This window comes from Rhodococcus sp. NPDC057135, assembly GCF_042670865.1.
In the GTDB taxonomy this organism is placed as follows: Bacteria; Actinomycetota; Actinomycetes; order Mycobacteriales; family Mycobacteriaceae; genus Rhodococcus_F.
On record NZ_JBHUUU010000016.1, the window covers coordinates 25,571 to 44,539 of the forward strand.

Annotated in this window: 15 protein-coding genes; 12 read left to right on the plus strand and 3 right to left on the minus strand. The window is 60.2% G+C overall.

Annotated elements, in window-relative coordinates; genetic code table 11:
- Positions 1–41 precede the first annotated feature (41 nt).
- Positions 42–1,043 carry an MBL fold metallo-hydrolase gene (locus tag ACFT1A_RS25375; RefSeq protein WP_029255764.1) on the minus strand — a complete coding sequence of 334 codons (1,002 nt, stop codon included), beginning with the start codon at positions 1,041–1,043 and terminating at the stop codon, positions 42–44.
- A 296-nt stretch (positions 1,044–1,339) separates the two neighbouring features.
- Between ACFT1A_RS25375 and ACFT1A_RS25380 the strand changes: the two genes are divergently transcribed.
- From ACFT1A_RS25380 to ACFT1A_RS25410, 7 genes are all read left to right on the plus strand, one after another.
- The gene (locus ACFT1A_RS25380; protein ID WP_378449241.1) at positions 1,340–2,440 is read left to right on the plus strand and encodes an LLM class flavin-dependent oxidoreductase; all 1,101 of its coding nucleotides are present in this window, start codon (positions 1,340–1,342) and stop codon (positions 2,438–2,440) included.
- A 109-nt stretch (positions 2,441–2,549) separates the two neighbouring features.
- The gene (locus tag ACFT1A_RS25385) at positions 2,550–4,673 is read left to right on the plus strand and encodes a hypothetical protein (RefSeq protein WP_378449242.1); all 2,124 of its coding nucleotides are present in this window, start codon (positions 2,550–2,552) and stop codon (positions 4,671–4,673) included.
- Positions 4,666–6,183, plus strand: a complete 1,518-nt coding sequence (locus ACFT1A_RS25390; protein ID WP_378449243.1) for an ATP-binding protein — start codon at positions 4,666–4,668, stop codon at positions 6,181–6,183. Before ACFT1A_RS25385 ends, ACFT1A_RS25390 begins: the two co-directional genes overlap by 8 nt.
- A complete protein-coding gene (locus ACFT1A_RS25395) occupies positions 6,180–9,104 on the plus strand; it encodes a Z1 domain-containing protein (RefSeq protein ID WP_378449244.1) in 2,925 nt (974 codons plus the stop codon). The genes ACFT1A_RS25390 and ACFT1A_RS25395 overlap by 4 nt, the downstream gene beginning before the upstream one ends.
- Before the next feature lie 32 nt (positions 9,105–9,136).
- Positions 9,137–9,991, plus strand: coding sequence for a ParA family protein (locus tag ACFT1A_RS25400; RefSeq protein WP_003940667.1), 855 nt, complete (start codon positions 9,137–9,139; stop codon positions 9,989–9,991).
- A complete protein-coding gene (locus tag ACFT1A_RS25405; RefSeq protein WP_378449245.1) occupies positions 9,988–10,479 on the plus strand; it encodes a hypothetical protein in 492 nt (163 codons plus the stop codon). Before ACFT1A_RS25400 ends, ACFT1A_RS25405 begins: the two co-directional genes overlap by 4 nt.
- Positions 10,480–10,628: 149 nt before the next feature.
- Positions 10,629–11,651: an HNH endonuclease gene (locus tag ACFT1A_RS25410; RefSeq protein ID WP_378449246.1), complete on the plus strand. Its 1,023-nt coding sequence runs from the start codon at positions 10,629–10,631 to the stop codon at positions 11,649–11,651.
- Between the two features lie 42 nt (positions 11,652–11,693).
- Here the strand turns inward: ACFT1A_RS25410 and ACFT1A_RS25415 are convergent, their stop codons facing one another.
- Entirely contained in the window at positions 11,694–12,284 is a 591-nt protein-coding gene (locus ACFT1A_RS25415) for a hypothetical protein (protein ID WP_378449247.1), read from the minus strand.
- Between the two features lie 382 nt (positions 12,285–12,666).
- Between ACFT1A_RS25415 and ACFT1A_RS25420 the strand changes: the two genes are divergently transcribed.
- From ACFT1A_RS25420 to ACFT1A_RS25440, 5 genes are all read left to right on the plus strand, one after another.
- Positions 12,667–13,923 (plus strand): plasmid pRiA4b ORF-3 family protein, encoded by a 1,257-nt coding sequence (locus tag ACFT1A_RS25420; RefSeq protein WP_378449331.1) that lies wholly within the window; start codon positions 12,667–12,669, stop codon positions 13,921–13,923.
- A gap of 388 nt (positions 13,924–14,311) precedes the next feature.
- Positions 14,312–15,964, plus strand: a complete 1,653-nt coding sequence (locus ACFT1A_RS25425; RefSeq protein ID WP_378449332.1) for a sodium:solute symporter family protein — start codon at positions 14,312–14,314, stop codon at positions 15,962–15,964.
- 27 nt (positions 15,965–15,991) lie between these two features.
- Positions 15,992–16,123, plus strand: coding sequence for a putative transporter small subunit (locus ACFT1A_RS25430; RefSeq protein ID WP_003941363.1), 132 nt, complete (start codon positions 15,992–15,994; stop codon positions 16,121–16,123).
- 85 nt (positions 16,124–16,208) lie between these two features.
- The gene (locus ACFT1A_RS25435) at positions 16,209–16,670 is read left to right on the plus strand and encodes a MarR family winged helix-turn-helix transcriptional regulator (protein WP_003941330.1); all 462 of its coding nucleotides are present in this window, start codon (positions 16,209–16,211) and stop codon (positions 16,668–16,670) included.
- Entirely contained in the window at positions 16,667–18,460 is a 1,794-nt protein-coding gene (locus tag ACFT1A_RS25440; RefSeq protein ID WP_378449248.1) for an AMP-dependent synthetase/ligase, read from the plus strand. The genes ACFT1A_RS25435 and ACFT1A_RS25440 overlap by 4 nt, the downstream gene beginning before the upstream one ends.
- Here the strand turns inward: ACFT1A_RS25440 and ACFT1A_RS25445 are convergent.
- Positions 18,457–18,837, minus strand: a complete 381-nt coding sequence (locus ACFT1A_RS25445; RefSeq protein ID WP_003941392.1) for a helix-turn-helix domain-containing protein — start codon at positions 18,835–18,837, stop codon at positions 18,457–18,459. The genes ACFT1A_RS25440 and ACFT1A_RS25445 overlap by 4 nt on opposite strands.
- Positions 18,838–18,969 lie beyond the last annotated feature (132 nt).

The window sequence follows — 18,969 nt, forward strand, 5'->3', positions numbered from 1 at the left end:
GATCAGGGCCGACGAGCGGAGTGCTTGTCGGCCCTGATCTTTCAGATCGAGCGGGCGAAGAGCGCGGGCTCGGAGCCGGGGACCTGAGAGACCTGCTCTCGGGCAACCAGATGGCGAAGGTGAGCTGCACCCTCGGACAGCGCCATCGTCTTGCCCATCGGGGAGATCTCGGCCCACGGCTTGTACCACTTCATCTTTGCCGCGACGTCCCAGACCGTGAGCTTGTCGTCGGCGAACTCCTGCAGCAGGTGATCGAGTCGTTCCTGGTGATGCTCGATCAGCTCGCCGGCGCGGCCACCGACGTCGTCGATCGGAATGCCGTGAGCACCGAGACCGCGGGTGATGTTCATGTTCTGCACCCGTGCGAGCGAGTCGAGGAAATCGGCGAGGGCGTCACGCTCGTCGAGTGGGTACACGAAATTGCCGACGTGCGGTGTCGTCTTCTGCAGGACGTGGTCGCCGGTGAACATGACGTCGGCGTCGTCGAGGTAGAAGCAGACGTGACCAGGCGTGTGGCCGGGGGTGTAGACAACGCGGAGGCCGCGGCCGGTGAGCGCGATGATCTCGTCGTCGGCGAGAAGGCGGTCGGGAGCGGACTCGGGGCCCACCGGAGACTCACCCGCGGCAGCCAGTCGGAAGGCATCACGGTCAGCTGCGGGCGCTCCGGCACGTTCCATGTTGTCGAGCTGGTACGCCATCCACTCCTCATTACGCGCAGTGGCCATCTGATCGAACAGGTAGTGGTCGTCCTCGTGCATGGCGATCCAGGCGCCGGATGCCTCGCGGACCCGTCCGCACAGTCCGGTGTGGTCCGGATGGAAGTGCGTGACCACGACGCCCTCGATGTCGGTCACCGAATGCCCGATCTCGGCGAGCCCCGCGTTGAGGCCCTGCCAGCCGTTGTCGTCGCCCCATCCGGCGTCGACCAAGATCAGTCCGCCGGGGGATTCCATGGCGTAGACGAGCGTGTGCCCGAGCGGGTTGTCCGTGATCGGGACAGGAATCTGGAATATGCCATCACCGATGGCCGCCGCACCGTTCATAACAAGTACCTCTTAACGATAAGGGAACGCACTCTTAGTACTTCATGTTTACCGTGCGCTCGTTTGGTTGGTGACACAGGTCCTGCCTGGCGGGAGTTCGGCATGTTTTCGGTCGACTTCGGATCGGTGAGAGTTTTATCGACCGAGTGGTCTCTTTGAGTCGAAAGATGTTGCTGATTAGAAGATTTCGCACGTTGGTTGCATTGGGGGCGTCCTCGGTTGGCCGATCCGTCGACGAGTCGCGCACTAGCCTCCGAGGGACAGGCGCGCTGTGAGGTTATCGAGAAAGACGGGTCATGCGTTTTCAGGTTCTGGACATCATTTTCAACCCACCCCATCCAGTGACCGGCGAGGAAGTTGCCCCGTCCGATCGGCTCAACCGCGTCGTCGAACTTGCGGTTCTTGCCGAAGAGCTGGGCATCGATTCGTTCTCGGTGGGCGAGCGTCACGCCGGGCCGGTTCTTTCGTCGGCGCCAACCGTCGTTTTGGGTGCGATTGCGCAGGCCACGGACAGAATCCTGCTCTCGACGGGTGTCACCGTCCTGTCGCTACTCGATCCGATCCGAGTCGCCGAAGATTTCGGAACCATCGATCAGCTCAGCCGGGGACGACTCGAGATCGTGATCGGCAAGGGCAACGAGGTCCTTCAATACCCGCTGCTCGGTCTGGACATCACCAAGCAGTACGAGTACCTCACCGAGAACTACGAACTCTTCAAACTGCTGATCAGCGAGGAAAACGTCAAGTGGGTGGGTACTCACCGACCATCGCTCGAGGACGCGACGACGCTACCGCGTCCCTACGACGGCCCGTTCCGTATCTGGCATGGATCGGCTACCTCCTTCGAAGCCGTCGAACTCGCGGCGAAGTGGGGCGACCCCATCGTCACCGCCAACGCCTTCCAGCCTCGTGAGAACTACAAAGTGCTGATCGACCACTACCGCGAGCAATACCTGGCGTACGGACACGACCCATCCAAGGCGTACGTCGGATCGGGTTCGGGCGGATTGTTCCTCGCTGACACGACCGAACAAGCGATCGAAGAGTTCCGTCCGATCTACGAAGGCGCCGTTGCGCAGGCCGACAAACGCAAGCACGATCCCAAAGCGGTCGGAAAGTCGACGAGTTTCCGGACGATCGAGGAAGCCGTCGACCGCGGGCCGGCGTTGGTCGGGTCCTCGGAGCGAGTCGCCGAGAAGATCCTCGACTACCACCAGAGCTACGGCCACGATTTCCAATCGGTGTCGGTCAATCACGTGCTCGACTTCGAGCAGCAGAAGGACACTTTGCGCCGATTTGCGGAAGAGGTCATCCCGCTGGTGAAGGCCGAACTGTCGACGACGCTGTGGACCTCGGCCGACAAAGATCGGGCGAAGGGTTTCACCGCCGTCGATTGAGCGGAGAAGCCTGACTGTCGGGTAAGCAGGTCCGGCGCTGCGACGGCTCACAAGCTGCAGTAACTTGTTACCGACATCGCGGTCGGTTTTGACCGCAATGAAGGTATCCGTGAGTGGGAGTAGTGCGTTGACGTTGGGTGTGAACTCGCTTCCCGCGAACGAGCTGAGTCAGACGCTGTGGGTCGATCTGTTTCCCTGGTTGGACGACTACGTGTCCGATCGTGCTGCGCTGCTCGAGCCGCTGGCGCCGTCGCCCGATTGGTGGTTCAGCGAAGCGCCGTCGTTCACTGTTCTCGAGGTCGATCTCGAGAAGGTTCTCTCCGAGCTGGCATCCCTCTACATCGCTCACCACGCGGCAGCGGTATTACACGAGAGCTTTCCGCTCCTTGGTGAAGATCTCCCGCTGGAGGTGTTGAGTCTCGATACTCGCGCAGTGACGGCGTTGTCACGGCTCACCACCGACAAAGCAATCGGCGGTCTACTGACGCACACGACCGCTGAGATCTTCGGCGTGCGCGGAACTAGCGAACAGACGGTGCACGACATAGTGCTCAACCTGTTGGTCTGTGCGGTCATGACGACTCCGCTCGCCCGCGTCGAGACCGCTGAGGAAGTAGTCGCCCCACCCGCGATCACGGCGCTGCTCGACGATCTCGCTCAGCTCGCAATGTGGCGACGGGTCCGAGGCCAGGACAGCAGACCACTCGTCACCGTCGAGATCGACGATGAATCTCCGGCCTCGATTCAGGAAGTTGCCGCCCGGATCTCGGCTCTGACGCCGAACGACTTGCCCGACACGGACCGTACCGACGCGATGGACGAGATCGACAATCTCTTCTCGCAGCTGGATGAGCGGGAGTCGTTGGTGTTGCGTGAGCGGATCGTGGCGCGAGTTCCGCAGCGTAGGGGAGCGATCGGAGCCAAGCTCGGTGTGGGCTCGGGGCGAGTCGGGCAGATCGAGGCCGACGTGAAAGCCAAACTCAACGCGGCGTGCGGATTCGGGACGGCGGTGGGAAACCTGCTTGCCAGCCTGCGAGTCGAGATTCAGCCGGTCGCTTCGCTTGATCGGCTTCTCGAAGTGCATCCGAGCATTGCAGCGGAGGTGCCTGGTTACGGAGTTCCGCTGTGGTTGGTTCTGGACCGTCTCGACGACTACTTCGAGGTGACTGACGGTTGGGCGGCTGCTCCGGGCGTCGCGGCGGCCAAGAAACGCACTCAGACCTTGCTGGAAGACTTTGAGTCCCCCAACGGTGTGGTTGCACTCGACGACGTCGCCGAAGTGGTGTCGATGTCACGCGGCGAACTGGAGAAGTGGCTTGCGTGGTGCGGGGTCGTCGTAGTGGCGGATTCTGCGCTGACGCGTGCGCGTCGGATCTCCGATCTGGCAGTCGGCGCGCTCGAAGCCGTCGGATCGCCGAAGTCCGTCGTCGAGCTTGTGGAGTTGCTGAAGTCCGATCGCAGTGACCGGTCGATCGAGCGCGCGCTCGAGGCCGACGATCGCGTGGCGCTCGACGGCGCAGTGTGGCGGCTGCGCGCCTGGGGAAGCGCGGATTCCGTTGGGGAGGAATCGGTTTCTTCGGGAGAGGCTGAAGAAGCCAGTGAGTTCAACATTGGTGGTGACGGGATAGTCCGGCGCAAGCGGACACGCAACACTGCGAAGACGCCAGAGTTGACTCGCCGCCTGTACCGGTCAGGTAGTACGTGGCGGTATCGACTGACCGTGACCTCTGATCATCTGCGGGGCTCCGGGTTTGCTGTACCCGCCGGTGTCGCGGTTGCTGCCGGCTGTGCGCGCGGCGCGAACATCGAGTTGGAGAGTCACCTCGGCGTTCAAGCAGTTCGATGGACCGGAGCGCAGCCGACGTTCGGCACTATCCGCCGATTCCTGCGTGAACTCTCCGCTGTGGAGGGCGAAGACGTGTTGCTCGAGCTGTGGCAAGACGGAACCTTCCGCGTGGTCCGACCGGCGATTGTCCACTCTGACATCGACCCACTACGTCAGGCACTCGCAGAGGTTGGCAATCGCGAGCCTTTGCGAACTGCCGAGAGACATGTGGTGCGGATTCTCGCCGAAGCCGTGTGTCTGGACGGCGAAGACCGTCCACGAAAGATACTGCGCGCGTATGAAGATCGTGGTGAGGACGTGATTCTGGACTTCTTGGAGGCGGCATGGAGGCGCGGCGAAGCATCCGAAATCGACGAGGCAGAGGGTAAGGATGCAACCCATGACTGACGTCGCGGATACCCGCATAGTGGGCACCAAGATCCTTGCGGCGGACGAGTCCCTCGCCGGCGCCATCGGCTTGCACCACACCATCGCGACAGCGCTCGCCGATCTGATCGACAACAGCCTCGACGCCGCGGCTTCGCACGTGCTGATCAGGTTCGTTCAGGACGGCACACGAATCGTGTCGATGATGGTGATCGACAACGGCTCCGGCATGGACAGTGACACCATCGATGCTGCGATGACCTACGGCCGTCGACGCGACTATGCCGCCGAGGACCTGGGTCATTTCGGTGTGGGGATGAAGGCGGCGTCGTTGAGTCAGGCTCGGTTGCTACGAGTGTGGTCTCGAAAGTCGGGGCACCCGACGCAGGGCCGCGAGATCGACTCCGCCTCAGTGCAGGGGCGTCAGTCAGTTTCGGTGATCGAGGACCGGCAAGCCGCCGAATTCTTCGATGCAGTCACGCCTCGCTTTCCCTTCGACACCGGCACCGTTGTCGAATGGCGCGGCATCACAACATTTCTCATGTCCGCGCACGCGGACGAGCAGACCAGTTGGCTCGAGCAGACCATCAACGACGTGCGCAGTCATCTCGGCGTCGTATTTCACCGTCTCATCGAATCTGGGCGGATTGCTCTGACTGTCGATGTCTTCGACGTCGAAGCGGGACGCGCTGGTGCGCTGCGCACAGTCAGTGCCATCGACCCGTTCCGGTATCCGCGCACCGGTGACCCCACCTACCCTCGGAAACTTACCGTATCGATCGCCGGTGCCACAGTAACCGCCGAAGCTCACGTGTGGCCCGCTCGGAGTAATGCACCGGAATTTCGTATCCACGGCGCCCCCGGCCGGGACCAGCAGGGGCTCTACTTCTATCGGCACGATCGACTCCTGCAGATCGGCGGCTGGAACGCGATAGTGCGGGGCCGACCGGACTACGGATTGGCGCGAATTGCCGTCGATCTGAACGATTCTCTGCTGCAGCACATCACAATCAATCCCGAGAAATCGGGGGTGACGCTCGACGCCACTGCGTCGGCTGCAGTCGACGGTGCCGTCTTCGCCGAGGGCGACGGTGGATTCCGTTCGTATCTGACTGATGCCGAGCGCGTCGTGCGAGCCGCCCGTAGTTCTGCTCCAAGGCCGATCAGCGTCATCGAACCGGCATCCGGCTTTCCGGAAGATGTGCTCGACTCCTTCAGCGACGCCTTCGAATTCAGCGTCGGTGATGATCCGGTTGCCGTGGGTTGGCGGGCCTTGGCGCGCGATCAGTTCTTCGAAGTCGACCTCAAAACTCGAACTTTGTGGATCAATGCGCGTTTTCGGCGTGATCTGCTCGGACGTCGCAGTCTCGACCCGGCTGATGCTCCGGTGCTCAAGACTCTCGTCTTCCTGTTGGTGAGTGAGATGTTCGAAGGAACGAGAATCGGCGCGCGTCAGAGGGAAAAGATGCAGGCGTGGCAGGAAGTGTTGATTTCCGCAGTGGCAGCGCACCGGGAGCAGGTAGTGCAGTGAGTGATGAAGTATTCCGTGCGGTTGCACGTGAACTCGGTGACGGGTTTCCGCCCGAGAACGTGCTGTACCCGGTCAACGCGCGCCTGCGAGCGAGCTATCCGGACGGCCTGACCATCGCGGACATCATCGATGTGTTCCTCGACGACAGTGCTGTCGGTGTACGAACGGCGCTCACCTCGCGTCTGCGGCAGTGGGATGCGGAAAGTGTTGAGACGTGGGTGGGCTCGACTGTTCCGCAGAGCCCGGAACGGCGAGCTCGGATCTACGACTTGTTGGGATTGCCGGTCGACGCCCACGCCGAGATGGATGCGCACTTCCCTCGCGAAGGTGGGCCGGTTGTCATTGCTGCTCAGCAGCCGTGGGACCCCTGGTACACCTCCGAGCGCCGGCGCGAGCACGACTTCTATTGGCGCGCTTACAAGCGAGTTCTAGCCGACAAGAACTGGGACGAGACGACAATCGGAAAGCTGGACATTGCAACCACTGAGGTTGTGCACCGGCTTGCGGATCCGACGCGGCCCGAGCCGTATCAGTCCAAAGGTTTGGTGGTCGGCTACGTCCAGAGCGGGAAGACGGCGAATTTCAGTGGCGTAGTGGCCAAGGCGATCGACGCTGGGTACCGCTTGGTCATCGTTCTGACCGGCACTATCGAGATTCTCCGGAGCCAGACTCAGCGACGCCTCGACATGGAATTGGTCGGTCGTCAAAACATCAGTGCCGGTGTGGACGACGACTACGCCAACGACGAGGACTGGCGAAACCGGAACTTTCTCGAACACGAAATCGATCCGAACAAGACGAATGAAATCCCGGCTATCCGTCGACTCACCACCTCGACCTTTGACTACAAGAGCCTGCTCGCGGGCTTGAGCGCACTGCACTTCGAAACCGTGGATCAGTCCCTTCCTCTGAATGATCCGAAGAATCTGTACCCCAGCAATATTCGCATCGCGGTCGTGAAGAAGAACGTCTCCAGCCTCAAGAAGCTGGTGGCCGATCTGAAGAAAGTGCCGACCGAACTCGATCAGATTCCTGCCCTGATCATTGACGACGAAGCCGATCAGGCATCGGTGAACACAATTGATCCGAAGAAGATGAAAACCGAGCAGATCGAGCGGACGGCGATCAACGGACAGATCGCTGAGATCCTCGGTCTACTCAAGCGTGCCCAGTACATCGGTTACACCGCAACACCTTTTGCCAATGTGTTTGTCGATCCGGAAGACAGCGTCAACGTCTTTCCTTCGGACTTCATCGTCAGTCTCGAGCGACCCGGCCCGTACATGGGTGGTGCGGACTTCCACGATCTCGACGATCTCGAAGACGACGACAAGACTCCGGCCAATTCGAACCAGAAAGCGTACGTACGGGATCTCCGGGCCGAGTGCGACGAGGATCGTTCTGCCGAGCAACTGCGGGCCCTCGACTCGTTCGTCCTGACCGGGGCGATCAAGCTTTTCCGGGAATCGAAGGGCGCCAGACCGTATCGGCACCACACGATGTTGGTGCACGAATCGGTGAAGCAGACCGAGCACGACGCGGTGGCCAACGATTTCAAGGCCTTGTGGAAGTCGGCGGGGTACAGCCAGGCAAAGAGTCTCTCGAGGCTGGAAAAGCTCTGGGCTGAGGACTTCGCAGTGGTGAGTGCTGCGCGTGGTAGCGAGTTGGCAAATCCCAGCTCGTTTGGCGTCTTGGAGGAGTTCATCGGCGCCGCCTACGACAGGATCTCGGAGGGAACCAGCCCCGTCATCGTGGTCAACGGGGCAGCCGAGAAGGACTACAACCAGGATTCCCTCGACTTCCAGGAACGGGGAGTATGGAAGATCCTTGTCGGCGGAACAAAGCTGAGTCGCGGCTTCACAGTCGAGGGCCTGACCATCACCTATTACACGCGTCGAACGGGCCAAGCTGACACGTTGATGCAGATGGGACGCTGGTTCGGATTCCGCCCCGGGTACCGAGACCTGGTGCGCCTGTTCATCGGCCGCACGGTTGGCGGACCCGCCGGCGCGGACTACGACATGTACAAGGCGTTCGAGGCGATCGTTCGGGACGAGCAGGAGTTCCGGAACGAGCTCACCAGGTTCAGCGGCGTGAACGAGAAGGGCGAACCGTGGGTCACTCCACGCGATGTGCCGCCGATGGTGTTTCAGCAGCTGCCGTGGCTCAGGCCAACGGCTCGAAACAAGATGTTCAACGCCGATCTGGTTTATCGAGGCATGGGCGGTGAAAGTTTCAGCTTCACGATGCAGCCCCCGCGAGGCGACGGTTCGATCAACGCTCGGCACTTCGACGCGGTTGCACCATTATTGAAGTCGTTGGGCGAAATAGGGTCCTTCAATTTCGTTGACAAGGATGATGTTTCGCGATCGTTCACTGCGCGATACGGCATCGTCCCGGCCCATGTGGTGCTGGCCGCCGTGGACCGATTCGAGTGGGCGAACGGGTGGGATTTCGGTCCCCACCGCGAAGCGCTCTCGACTGCAATCGAATCCGGATTGCTCGAAGACTTTGCAGTTCTGCTTCCGTACCCCAAGTCCCGGGAGCCGATCGAGATCAAGGGTTGGCACGAGAAACTTCCGATCGTCAATCGTAAGCGTCAGGAGCGCGAGTACCGAACAGGTTTCACCGGTACAGCCGTTCGTGAGCGCGATGCGATCGAGCACATTGCGGGCAGCCCGAAGAAGAACGGCGGACCGCTTGCGGGTGCACTTCATCGGAAGACTCGCGGTGCATTGATTCTGGTGTTTGCGAACGATCCGGCTTCTCGTCAGTTGAAACGGGCACAGGCTGGTCCGGTGGACTCGCGCGATTTTGCGACGTTGTTCTCGTACGCGCTTCCGCACGCGGCAGAGCCGTTGGGGCGAATCGGTTTTCGGGTGAGGCAGTCAGGGACAGGGGCGATCGTCGATGCGAACTAGGTGTGTTGTGGTGGAGACAGGAATGGGTTCTGATGGCTAAGACGATTGCGACGATCAACCTCAAGGGCGGCGTCGGTAAGACGACGATCACCGCGGGGTTGGCCGAGTTCATGTCGCTCGAATTCGGTCAGCGCGTGCTGCTGATCGACCTCGATGCGCAGATCAATCTGACGACGATGATGATCAGTGAGGATCACTGGCTCGAACTCAACAAGCAAGGGCTGACCAGCGCAACCATTTTCCGCGACGCCGTCGATGGCACGTCGAACTTCGATCTCGAAGCCTCGATTCAGCGCGGAGTCTCGCCGGTCAAGCGAGTGACGGGTGTGGATCTGCTTCCCTCATCTCTCGATTTGATCGAGCTGCAGGAGGAGATCAGTGCCCTTCGGGTTGCTGATCGGAACTCCACCAAGCCGGTCGAATTGTTGAGGGATGCCGTCGCACCGGTGATGCCGTACTACGACTACGTCCTGATCGATTGCCCGCCGAATCTCGGGCCGATCACACTCAACGGATTGGCCATGGCTGACGGCTATGTGATCCCCACGATCCCGGATGTGCTCTCCACGTACGGCATTCCGCAGATCCAGACGCACATCGCGAAGTTCGGCAAAGAACTCGGCCGTGAACTCTTCGAACTCGGGTTGGTGATCACCAAATACAAGTCCAACTCGGCGGTGCACCGCACGACTGTGCGAAATCTTCGACGCGATCCCAACGTCCCTCACGTATTGCCGGAATATCTCGCGGAGTCGAATCAGATTGCCGCGTCGGCGGAGTTTCACCCGTACAGCACTTTGAAGGTGAAGTACGGCAATGCAGGTCAGTTCGATCAGATGCGTGCAATTACGCAGAACATTCTCACGGAAGCGCAGGCGAAGCTATGAGTGCGGGTATCGATGAGGCGCGTCGTCGGGTGCAGGTTCAGGAGACCGGTGCTGCGCTCTTGAAGTTGGGTGCAACTAATGCCTCGGCCTCGGTGTTGCTGGCCAAGCTGGTTCAGGTCGTCGCGGAGGAAGCTGCCCGTACCCCGCGCTTCGCGAAGGCAATCGAGAGCGTTTTCGCAGTTCCGTCGGATGGAGCGGTCGCGGTAGTAGCCGCGCCTGCGCCGGCACCTCGTCGTCGTGCTGCTGCACCGAAGGTGAAACGGGAGCCGGGGGCTTTCGACCCATTCGAGGTCTTCAAGGCGGATGGGGAAGCGGTTCTGTTGGAGCGTCTTTCGGCCCTCGATGCTGACGGTATCAAGGACATCATCGCGGAACAGGAAATGGATACGCACAAGGAGACGGGTCGCAAGCGCAAGGTGGATGTGCTTGCGATCTGGACTGTCGAGCGGGTGAAGACTCTTACCTCGAAGGGGAGTGCGTTCCGGTAGGGGCCTTCGGCCCTTGTGCGCCTTTTTGGTAGTGGGCGCCACCAGAAAGGCGCATAAGTTCGTCGGCCTCGTTCATCGGTGGATGGCGATTCTGCACGGGTGGCTTCGACTGATTTCGCGTGGTGCCGGCTACTGTGTGAACTTGCGGGTTGGACACCTACCAGGAAGGCGCAAAAGTGGCACCTTCAGCGATTTCTGAGTTTATTGATCCATCGCCCGCCGCGCTGGCAGCGCAATGGAAATCGGTGCTCGTTCGCCAGGAGGTTCCGAAGGGAACCCGGCAGGTGCCGTTTGTTCCGAGCGAGGTGGTGTTGTCCCTCTGTGCATCTTTGTTGATCGACCATCGCCGGTTCGGCAGCTCTTCCGCACACCGTGCGGGAACGCCGGTCGAGCAATTTTCGAGTTTGTTTAAGCGTCGGCCCACCAGTTTTATCGCAAAGATGGCGAACCTGGACGGAACGCGTAGTCATGGCGGGCGTCATGAGGTCGAGATCGCTTCGTTGATGCTCTCGGACAGTGAGTTGATGCAGGACGTCTATCTGCGAATCCTGCGGTCGGCGCGTTCCCACGGAATTGACGAACGTGCGTTGCCAGACTTCCTTGGATTGGAAAGCGGCGAAACGCTGTGGCTAGCGGGACAGGAGGAGTTAGTCCAAAGTGAGATCGAGAGATCCTTGGAGCAGTCGCTCGAAAAGTGGTCTCGCGAACGCGACGATATCCCCATCGCTACCACTCAGCGGTTGCTGACCTCCAGAGTTCGGATCGGCCAGCATCGGTTCGCTGCTGGGGTACTCAGCAATCACGAGCACCGCTGCGTGTTCTGCGGCCTCAGCGCGAACATCGCTGGCCGACGCCGGCCGCGCCTACTGACTGCAAGTCATATCAAGCCCTGGCGGGACAGCACTGACAAAGAGCGACTCGATCATCGCAACGGTTTCACCGCTTGCCCGACGCATGACATTGCCTTCGATACAGGGCTCATCACCGTCGATGAGGACTTGAACCTCCACTATGCGCCCGGCGTCGAGAGCGATATGGAGATCGAAGGTCCCCTTCGCGCGGCACTCGGAAAGCCGCCGTTGAGAGACCGATTGATCTTGCCAGACAAGGCGGAGCGTCCAGATGTTGTCTATCTGGACTGGCACCGCACACAGATCTACGTCGCATCGTGACGACTCCATGGAGTGCTTGGCGGAGCTGATCGGAGAGCCAGCCTATTTGACTGGGGTAATGCCGAGATCTCCGTCGACGGCGTCTGCTTCATCGCCGCACGCGCAGTCACAGTCTCCGCCGCAACCGCCGGGATTGCAGTCTCCGGTGTAGCTGTCGTCATCGGCGTCGCAGTCGAGGGCTCCGCCGAAGGATTCAGCAAAATCGTCGTCGAGTTCGTGAGTGAAATCGTGAACCTCGTCGATCAGGTTCAGCAGATGCTGCGGAGCGAAGGGATCGGCGTCGAGCATCGTGGAGACCAGTAGGTGGTCACCGCTGAAGGCGAAGCGCAGGCGCGGCCATTCCTGCGCGAGTTCGATCAGTCGAGTCGCAGCGTGCGAGGGATTGCCGAGGCCCGTCAGGACCGAGGACCAGACGTTGATCTGAGGGCCGTCATCCGCAACTGTCACGTAGACGACAAACCCGTGAACCGGCACGACAATGTCGCCGTCGTCATCGGTGGCAGGCTCACTGCCCAGCAGTTCGGCGAGGGTCTGGACGCACAGGCGAACCAACTCGTCGCGCTCGTCCGTCACCAAGGCAATTGCGCCGTTGATGTGGAGGGGCTGGTCGGCGGTCGTGTCGTGGTCGCTCATGGATCCTCATGTTCTGTGCCAGTCCGAGCAGGCGCTGGGCACTGTTTTCGTGCGGTAGCTGTCAGGTCTACGGTAATCGGCGCACACTATTGTCCGCGCAGGTGGATGATTAAAGATGCCTGGGTACGTCCGCGTTGATCTGGACTTGACAGCCGGCCAGCGACGAGATGCGAGCCCCGACAGATCGGGCAACCTTGTGGCAGTGAGTATCTCGGCTGTCGGTAGGTAGATCTAGCCTCCATACATGACGGGTCAGCGAGTTCGGCGAGCTTCACATCTGCGTTTGGTACCTGCATATCGAGCGGCGCAAAGCCAGATGAAGGTCCTTACGCCGAGGCAGATGCGGAATCAGCGTCGACGGCCGGAGGTGGCGAACTTTGTCATGCGGATCGAACTCGATTGCATCACGCCGCCTATTTGGAGACGGTTTTCGGTTCCGTCGAATATCGAACTGGACCAACTTCATTCGATTGTGCAGGCGGTGATGGGGTGGGGCGATCAACACGCTCATCAGTGGGTGAGTGTCCATCATTCAACGGACAATGGCCCAGATCGGTATATCGCGCCAGAGGTGATCGAGCGCGACGGATACCAGGAGGACGAGTTTGGTGAGGACGAAGTTCGGATCGACGAGGCAGTTACCGCGGTAGGGGAGTACGTCCGTTATGAGTACAACGCCCGCGCAAGGTGGAGTCACACGTTGGTTCTCGAGCAGATTGTCGAAGACCAGCCGATTTCTGAGCCATCCTGTCTCGACGGCGAGAGAGCGTGCCCGCCAGAGGATTCTGGCGGTCCGGTCGGGTATCTCGAGTTCCTGAACGCGCAGGTGAGTACCGGGCTATTCGATCCCGAACGATTTGTTCTCACAGAGTTCAATGCGGCCGTCACCACTGCAGTGGCACTGCATAAGTCACCACCTGTGGGAAGCTCGCTGTTCGAGAAGTTCTTGCGCCGCCTGTCGGTTCATTCCGCACCGAAACTGTTCGCCGCAGTTGCCAAATCGGAGCTTCGTGGCGGATATGACAACTACTTCGAGGTGATGCGTGAGGGAGCAACCCGCCAACTGCTGTGGCTGCTGAACTCCGCGCGAGGTGGTGGGATTGCGTTGACGGCGTCCGGGTCACTTCCTTCGGACCATGTTGCGGCCGCCCGAGACGAACTCGATTGGGACAGTGACGGGATCGATGTCACGGCAGGGAGTGGCTCGCAATTAGCAGTACTCGTTCAAGTCGCAAAGACACTGAGATTTGTCCGGAAACTCCGAGGCACATTGATTCTGACTCGACTCGGCGCGTCAGTGCTTGCATATGAAGGCGAGCTGTGGCGTCACATCGTGACGGCCATGCCGTTGGGAAAGGGTGAGTTGGCGCAGGAAGCCGGCCGAATTCTGTTCCTTACGTTGGCTGCCGGCTTGTCGGAGTCCGAACGTAGTGAAGTGATGATCGAAGGCCTCACGGCATTGGGTTGGTCGACAACAGACGGAACACGACTCGGGGACGACGATTGGACGTGGATGGTGCGAGACACTCTCGTGTACCTGCGAATGATCGGGGCGATTGTCTCCAATCCGCTGGACCAGCATGTTTCCGCCGATCCCGAGTGGGGTCGACGGTTTGCCAGGATGGTCCTGTCGAAGTAGCTGAGCGCTCGAATCCAGCATCGATTTCAATCGATGCGGAGTTGTTATATGCGCTGGAAGCGCCCGATTTTTCTGCGGCGGAATCATGAATATTTTCGGGTGGGAAAATATCGGAGTTTTTGTTCGAAATTGCCATCATGCTATGGTCGATTCTCAGTTGTTGAATTGCGTGGTAGAGCCAAAAGCTTGCGCAGAAGATTTATTTTGTGGAGGTTGGGTTTCCGAAAAGACGAAGTGCGTGTTTCTAGTCAATTGAATATGTGACCGGTGTTGGTATGGCGGTCGCTCCTAGGGCGTGCAGAAACGAAGCGCAAAGATCCTGAACAGGGGTTTTGTGCTTTGCTCTGCCGATTATGTGCGAAGGATGTGGCATGTGACGGGGTCCGACATGGTCCAGTTCAGTACCTTGGTAATTGTTTCACTGCTTGTTGCTTTTTATGGTGGAACATTTCTGATTTCTCTTCGTATTGGTAAGAAGCAGGAAAATGCCGACGGTTTTATGACCGCCGGAAACAAGTTAGGATTTGGCGTTTCGGCCGCGAGTATGACGGCCACATGGATTTGGGCGTCGTCGATGTATGCATCCGCCACTTCTGGCTACACCTACGGAATCTCCGGCCCCATTCACTACGGTTTATGGGGCGCGTTGATGATTCTCTTCATTTATCCGTTTGGCCAGCGAATTCGCAAAGTAGCGCCGAAAGCCCACACGCTGGCCGAGGTCATGTACGCGCGGCACGGACGCTCGAGTCAGCTGATGCTCGCGGGTTCCAATATCGTCGGTAGTCTCATCAGTTTGATGTCGAACTTCCTCGCTGGTGGTCTGCTGATCGCGTTGCTTTCGCCGTTCAACTTCATTCAGGGTGTGTTCATCGTCGCGTTGGGCGTTTTGCTGTACACGCTGTGGTCGGGCTTCCGTGCTTCGGTGTTGACCGACTTCGTTCAGCTGATCGGAATGCTCGGTGCGGTAGCGGTTTTGGTGCCGTTCATCTTCTTTGCGGCGGGGTTCCCGGCAGCCTTCGAATCCGGGGCAAGCAACCTTACTGCTGAGCAGGGCAACTTCTTCTCGAGCGTTGCCTTCTTCGAACAGGGGGCGCCGTACATCGCGGCAGTTCTTGCCTATGCAATCGGCAACCAGACCATTGCCCAACGTCTGTTCGCGGTCCGCGAAGACCTGATCAAGCCCACCTTCATCACCGCAACCGTGGGATATGGCGCCACGGTCATCGGCGTCGGAATGCTGGGTGTGCTCGCTCTATACCTCGGAATCGAGCCGATGGATGGTGACGTCAACAACCTGATTCCGCAGATGGCGGCGTCGTACCTGCCCGGAATTTTGCTGGCTGTTTTCTTTGTCATGATCATCGGCGCGCTGTCATCGACGGCGGACTCGGACCTTGCTGCGCTCTCGTCCATCGTGATGACCGACGTTTACGGCCAAGCCGTCGCACGCAAGGCTAATGCGAACCCTCGACGGATGCTGCTCATCGGCCGAGTAACGATGGTTGTTGCCACGGCGGCGGCTATCTCCTTGGCAAGTCTGCAACTGAGCATTCTGGATCTGTTGGTGTTCGTCGGCGCGCTGTGGGGCGCGCTGGTGTTCCCGGTTATCGCGAGCTTCTATTGGGGAAAGGTCACCAACAAAGCCTTCACTGTGTCGGTGCTGGTGGCGCTTGCCGCCTTCTTGCCCGTCCGATTCAGTTGGGTGCCGATGGATGGGATGTTCGGGATTCTCTCCGACATCGTTGCCGTTGTCGGCATCGGAGTGGTGCTGGGGCTCATGGCATTTGGATTCTTCGGTCTGAAGGTTGCGCAGATCGTCGGTGGCCTGGCGATCGTGCTGTCCGCGCCGTTCGCGATCGGCTTCCTGCACGACTACCCAACGCTCAGCGGCTCTTTGGTGGCCTATGCCGTCAGTACCGTCGTGTGCTTTGCGATGTCCGTCAATCAGCGTGAGACGTTCGATTTCGAACTCATCAAGCAGCGGACCGGAGACTTCGACGAGGAGGAGCTTCCTGCCGTGGGAGCGTCCGGAAAGTAACCGTCGAGACAAGTGGAAGGGATACGGATGAGTACAGCTCTACTGACCATTTACGTTCTGATCTGGCCGGCGTTGGTGCTGGTTGTCTTGGGAGTCATCAGCAAGGGATTCTTCAAAGATTGGGCAACTGCTCGCCGCAACGGTGAGGATCTGGTCTAACTTTTCACGCCGCCACCGACGGACTTCTTGTCGGTGGCGGCGGTCATATTGCAATCGGGACTGGGGGCAGCGTTATAGTTGCCCAGTGCAACACGACGGAGCAATGGCGCTCACCGGTCCACCAGCCGTTCATGACGAGCTGGTGCACCTGACGCGCCAGTTGATGACGGGGGATCGGCATTCCGACGACCACCCGTCAATCGCGCAGCATTCATTCCTCTCCTTCATCGGCCGCAACGACGGCTGCAAGGCCACGGAGATCTCCGAAGTCTTCGGCGTCAACCGCTCGACCATCTCGCGCCAAGTGCGCGGGTGCATCGAGGCAGGCTGGGTATATGCCGATCCGGGATCCGTTCGCCAGGGCAATCCGCTGCACCTGACGGAGGCTGGCCGCAAATACCTCGACGCCGCCGACGCGCGTCGGCTCGACCAAGTCGCCGGCAGGCTGCACGATTGGACCGAGTCCGAGGTCGCAGACTTCGCCCGCGCACTTCACCGCTTCAGAATCAGCATCGAATCGCAGACCAACGGAGATGACACCCTGTGAGTGAGTACAGCGCCAAAGCCCAGTTCACCATCTCCGACAACGAGTCCGTGGTGCACACCGTCTTCACTCACGCCGAGCGCACGCCCGAACTGACGGTGTTCTCCCGCCCCAAGGGAGAGGGTTGGGTAGACGTCACAGCCAAAGAGTTCGCCGAGCAGGTCACCGGCGTCGCAAACGGTCTCATCGCCGCTGGCGTGCAGGCAGGCGACCGCGTCGCACTGCTCTCTGCGACCCGATACGAGTGGACGCTCTTCGACTTCGCCATCTGGGCTGCCGGCGCGGCTACCGTCCCGATCTACGACTCGTCGTCTCAGGGCCAGGTCAGCTGGATCCTCGAAGACTCCGAGGCCGTCATCGCGATTGTCGAAACCGGCGCGCACGAGCAGCTGTTCCAGGACGCGCCAAGCTCTCTCAAAGCCGTTATGCAGATCGACGCCGGCGCTGTGGAGAAGCTGACCGCACAGGGTGCCGACGTTGACGACACCGAGCTGAAGAAACGACTCGCGGGCATCAAGGCCGACGATCTGGCGTCGCTCGTCTACACCTCTGGCACGACAGGCCGTCCCAAGGGATGCATCCTCACACATCGCAACTTCCTGTCCGAGGTGCGCGGGATTCTGACGGCATCGATCGGCAAGGTGGCGGTTCCGGGAAACCGAGTCCTGACCTTCCTACCGCTCGCTCACGTGCTGGCTCGCGCGGTGTCCCTTGCGACGTTCGAAGCTGGTGCTTCGCAGGCGCACTGGTCCGACTTTGCCACCATTACAACTCAATTCGAGCGGTACAAGCCCAACACCATCCTCGGTGTTCCGCGTGTCTTCGAAAAAGTTCGTGACGGCGCAGCACGCAAGGCGGAGTCCGGTGGAAAGATTCCCGGCGCGATCTTCGCCTTCGCAGAAGCCACTGCCAAGGAGTACAGCCAAGCCCTCGACAAGGGCGGTCCTTCGCTGATCCTGAAGGCGAAGCATGCAGTGGCAGACAAGCTCGTGTACTCGAAGCTTCGTGAGGCTCTCGGCGGCGAATGCTGGTTCGCGATCTCCGGCGGCGGCGCGCTCACTCCTGAACTGGGGCACTTCTTCCGTGGGCTCGGAGTTCCGATCTACGAGGGCTATGGCCTCACCGAAACCACTGCGGCGCACTGCGTCAACGTCCCAGGTGCTCAGAAGATCGGAACCGTCGGACAGCCGATGGGCGGCAACGGGGTACGCATCGCCGAGGACGGCGAGATCGAACTCAACGGCGGGGTTGTCTTCAAGGGCTACTGGAAGAACGACAAGGCCACCGAAGAGACGTTCGTCAACGGCTGGATGCGCACCGGGGATCTCGGTGAACTCGACAGCGACGGTTACCTTTCCATCACCGGTCGCAAGAAGGATCTTCTGGTGACGGCGGGTGGCAAGAACGTCTCGCCCGGTCCGATGGAAGACCGTATCCGTTCACATTCCATCGTCTCGCAGGCAGTCGTCGTCGGCGATGGGAAGACCTACATCACGGCGCTGCTGACCGTCGACCCCGAGGTGTTCGAGAAGTGGAAGTCGGAGAACGGCAAGCCTTCTGGCGCTACCGTCGCCGAACTGCGTGACGACAAGGACCTTCGAGCGGAGCTGCAGAAGGCCGTCGACGACGCCAATGCAGCTGTCTCGCATGCGGAGTCGATCAAGAAGTTCGTCATTCTCGATCGCGATCTGACCGAGGAAGACGGTGAGATGACAGCGACGCTCAAGATCAAGCGCAATGTCGTCGTCGATCGGTTCTCGAAGGAGATCGAGGGAATGTACGCGAAGAGCTAGGCGCGTTTGGGGAACTGCTCGCGGTAAGCCATCACGTCATCGAGGCGGAACCTGCGGTGGGTGCCGCGTAGTTCGATCGGGAGTTTCCCGGCGTCGGCGAGTTTGCGTACATACGTGTCCGAAACGCCGAGGATCTCTGCTGCCTGCGAGGTGGTGAGGAGCTCTGCGACGGGCCCGAGAGCGACGCTGTCCCCGGCCGCGAGGTAGGTCAGGAGCTGCACGACGGCGTCGCCGACCGACGGCGGAATCTCGATGCTCACGCCGTCGAATACCAGCGTGGTCGTGTCTGTCGAGGTTGCGGCCCTCTCGGCCAGGGCCGTTTTGATTCGCTCGGCAGCATCGCCGTCGACTGCGGAAACGATGTGGTCGATGCTCACGCGATGTATCTCCGATCGAAGGCAGTATTTCGCAAGCATAGACAGCGACAGTGTCCGTCGGCACGCTGGCTAGCGCCGTGTGCGTTGCATTACATGTTTGCCGCGGGTGGAAAACGATTTACCCACGTAGAT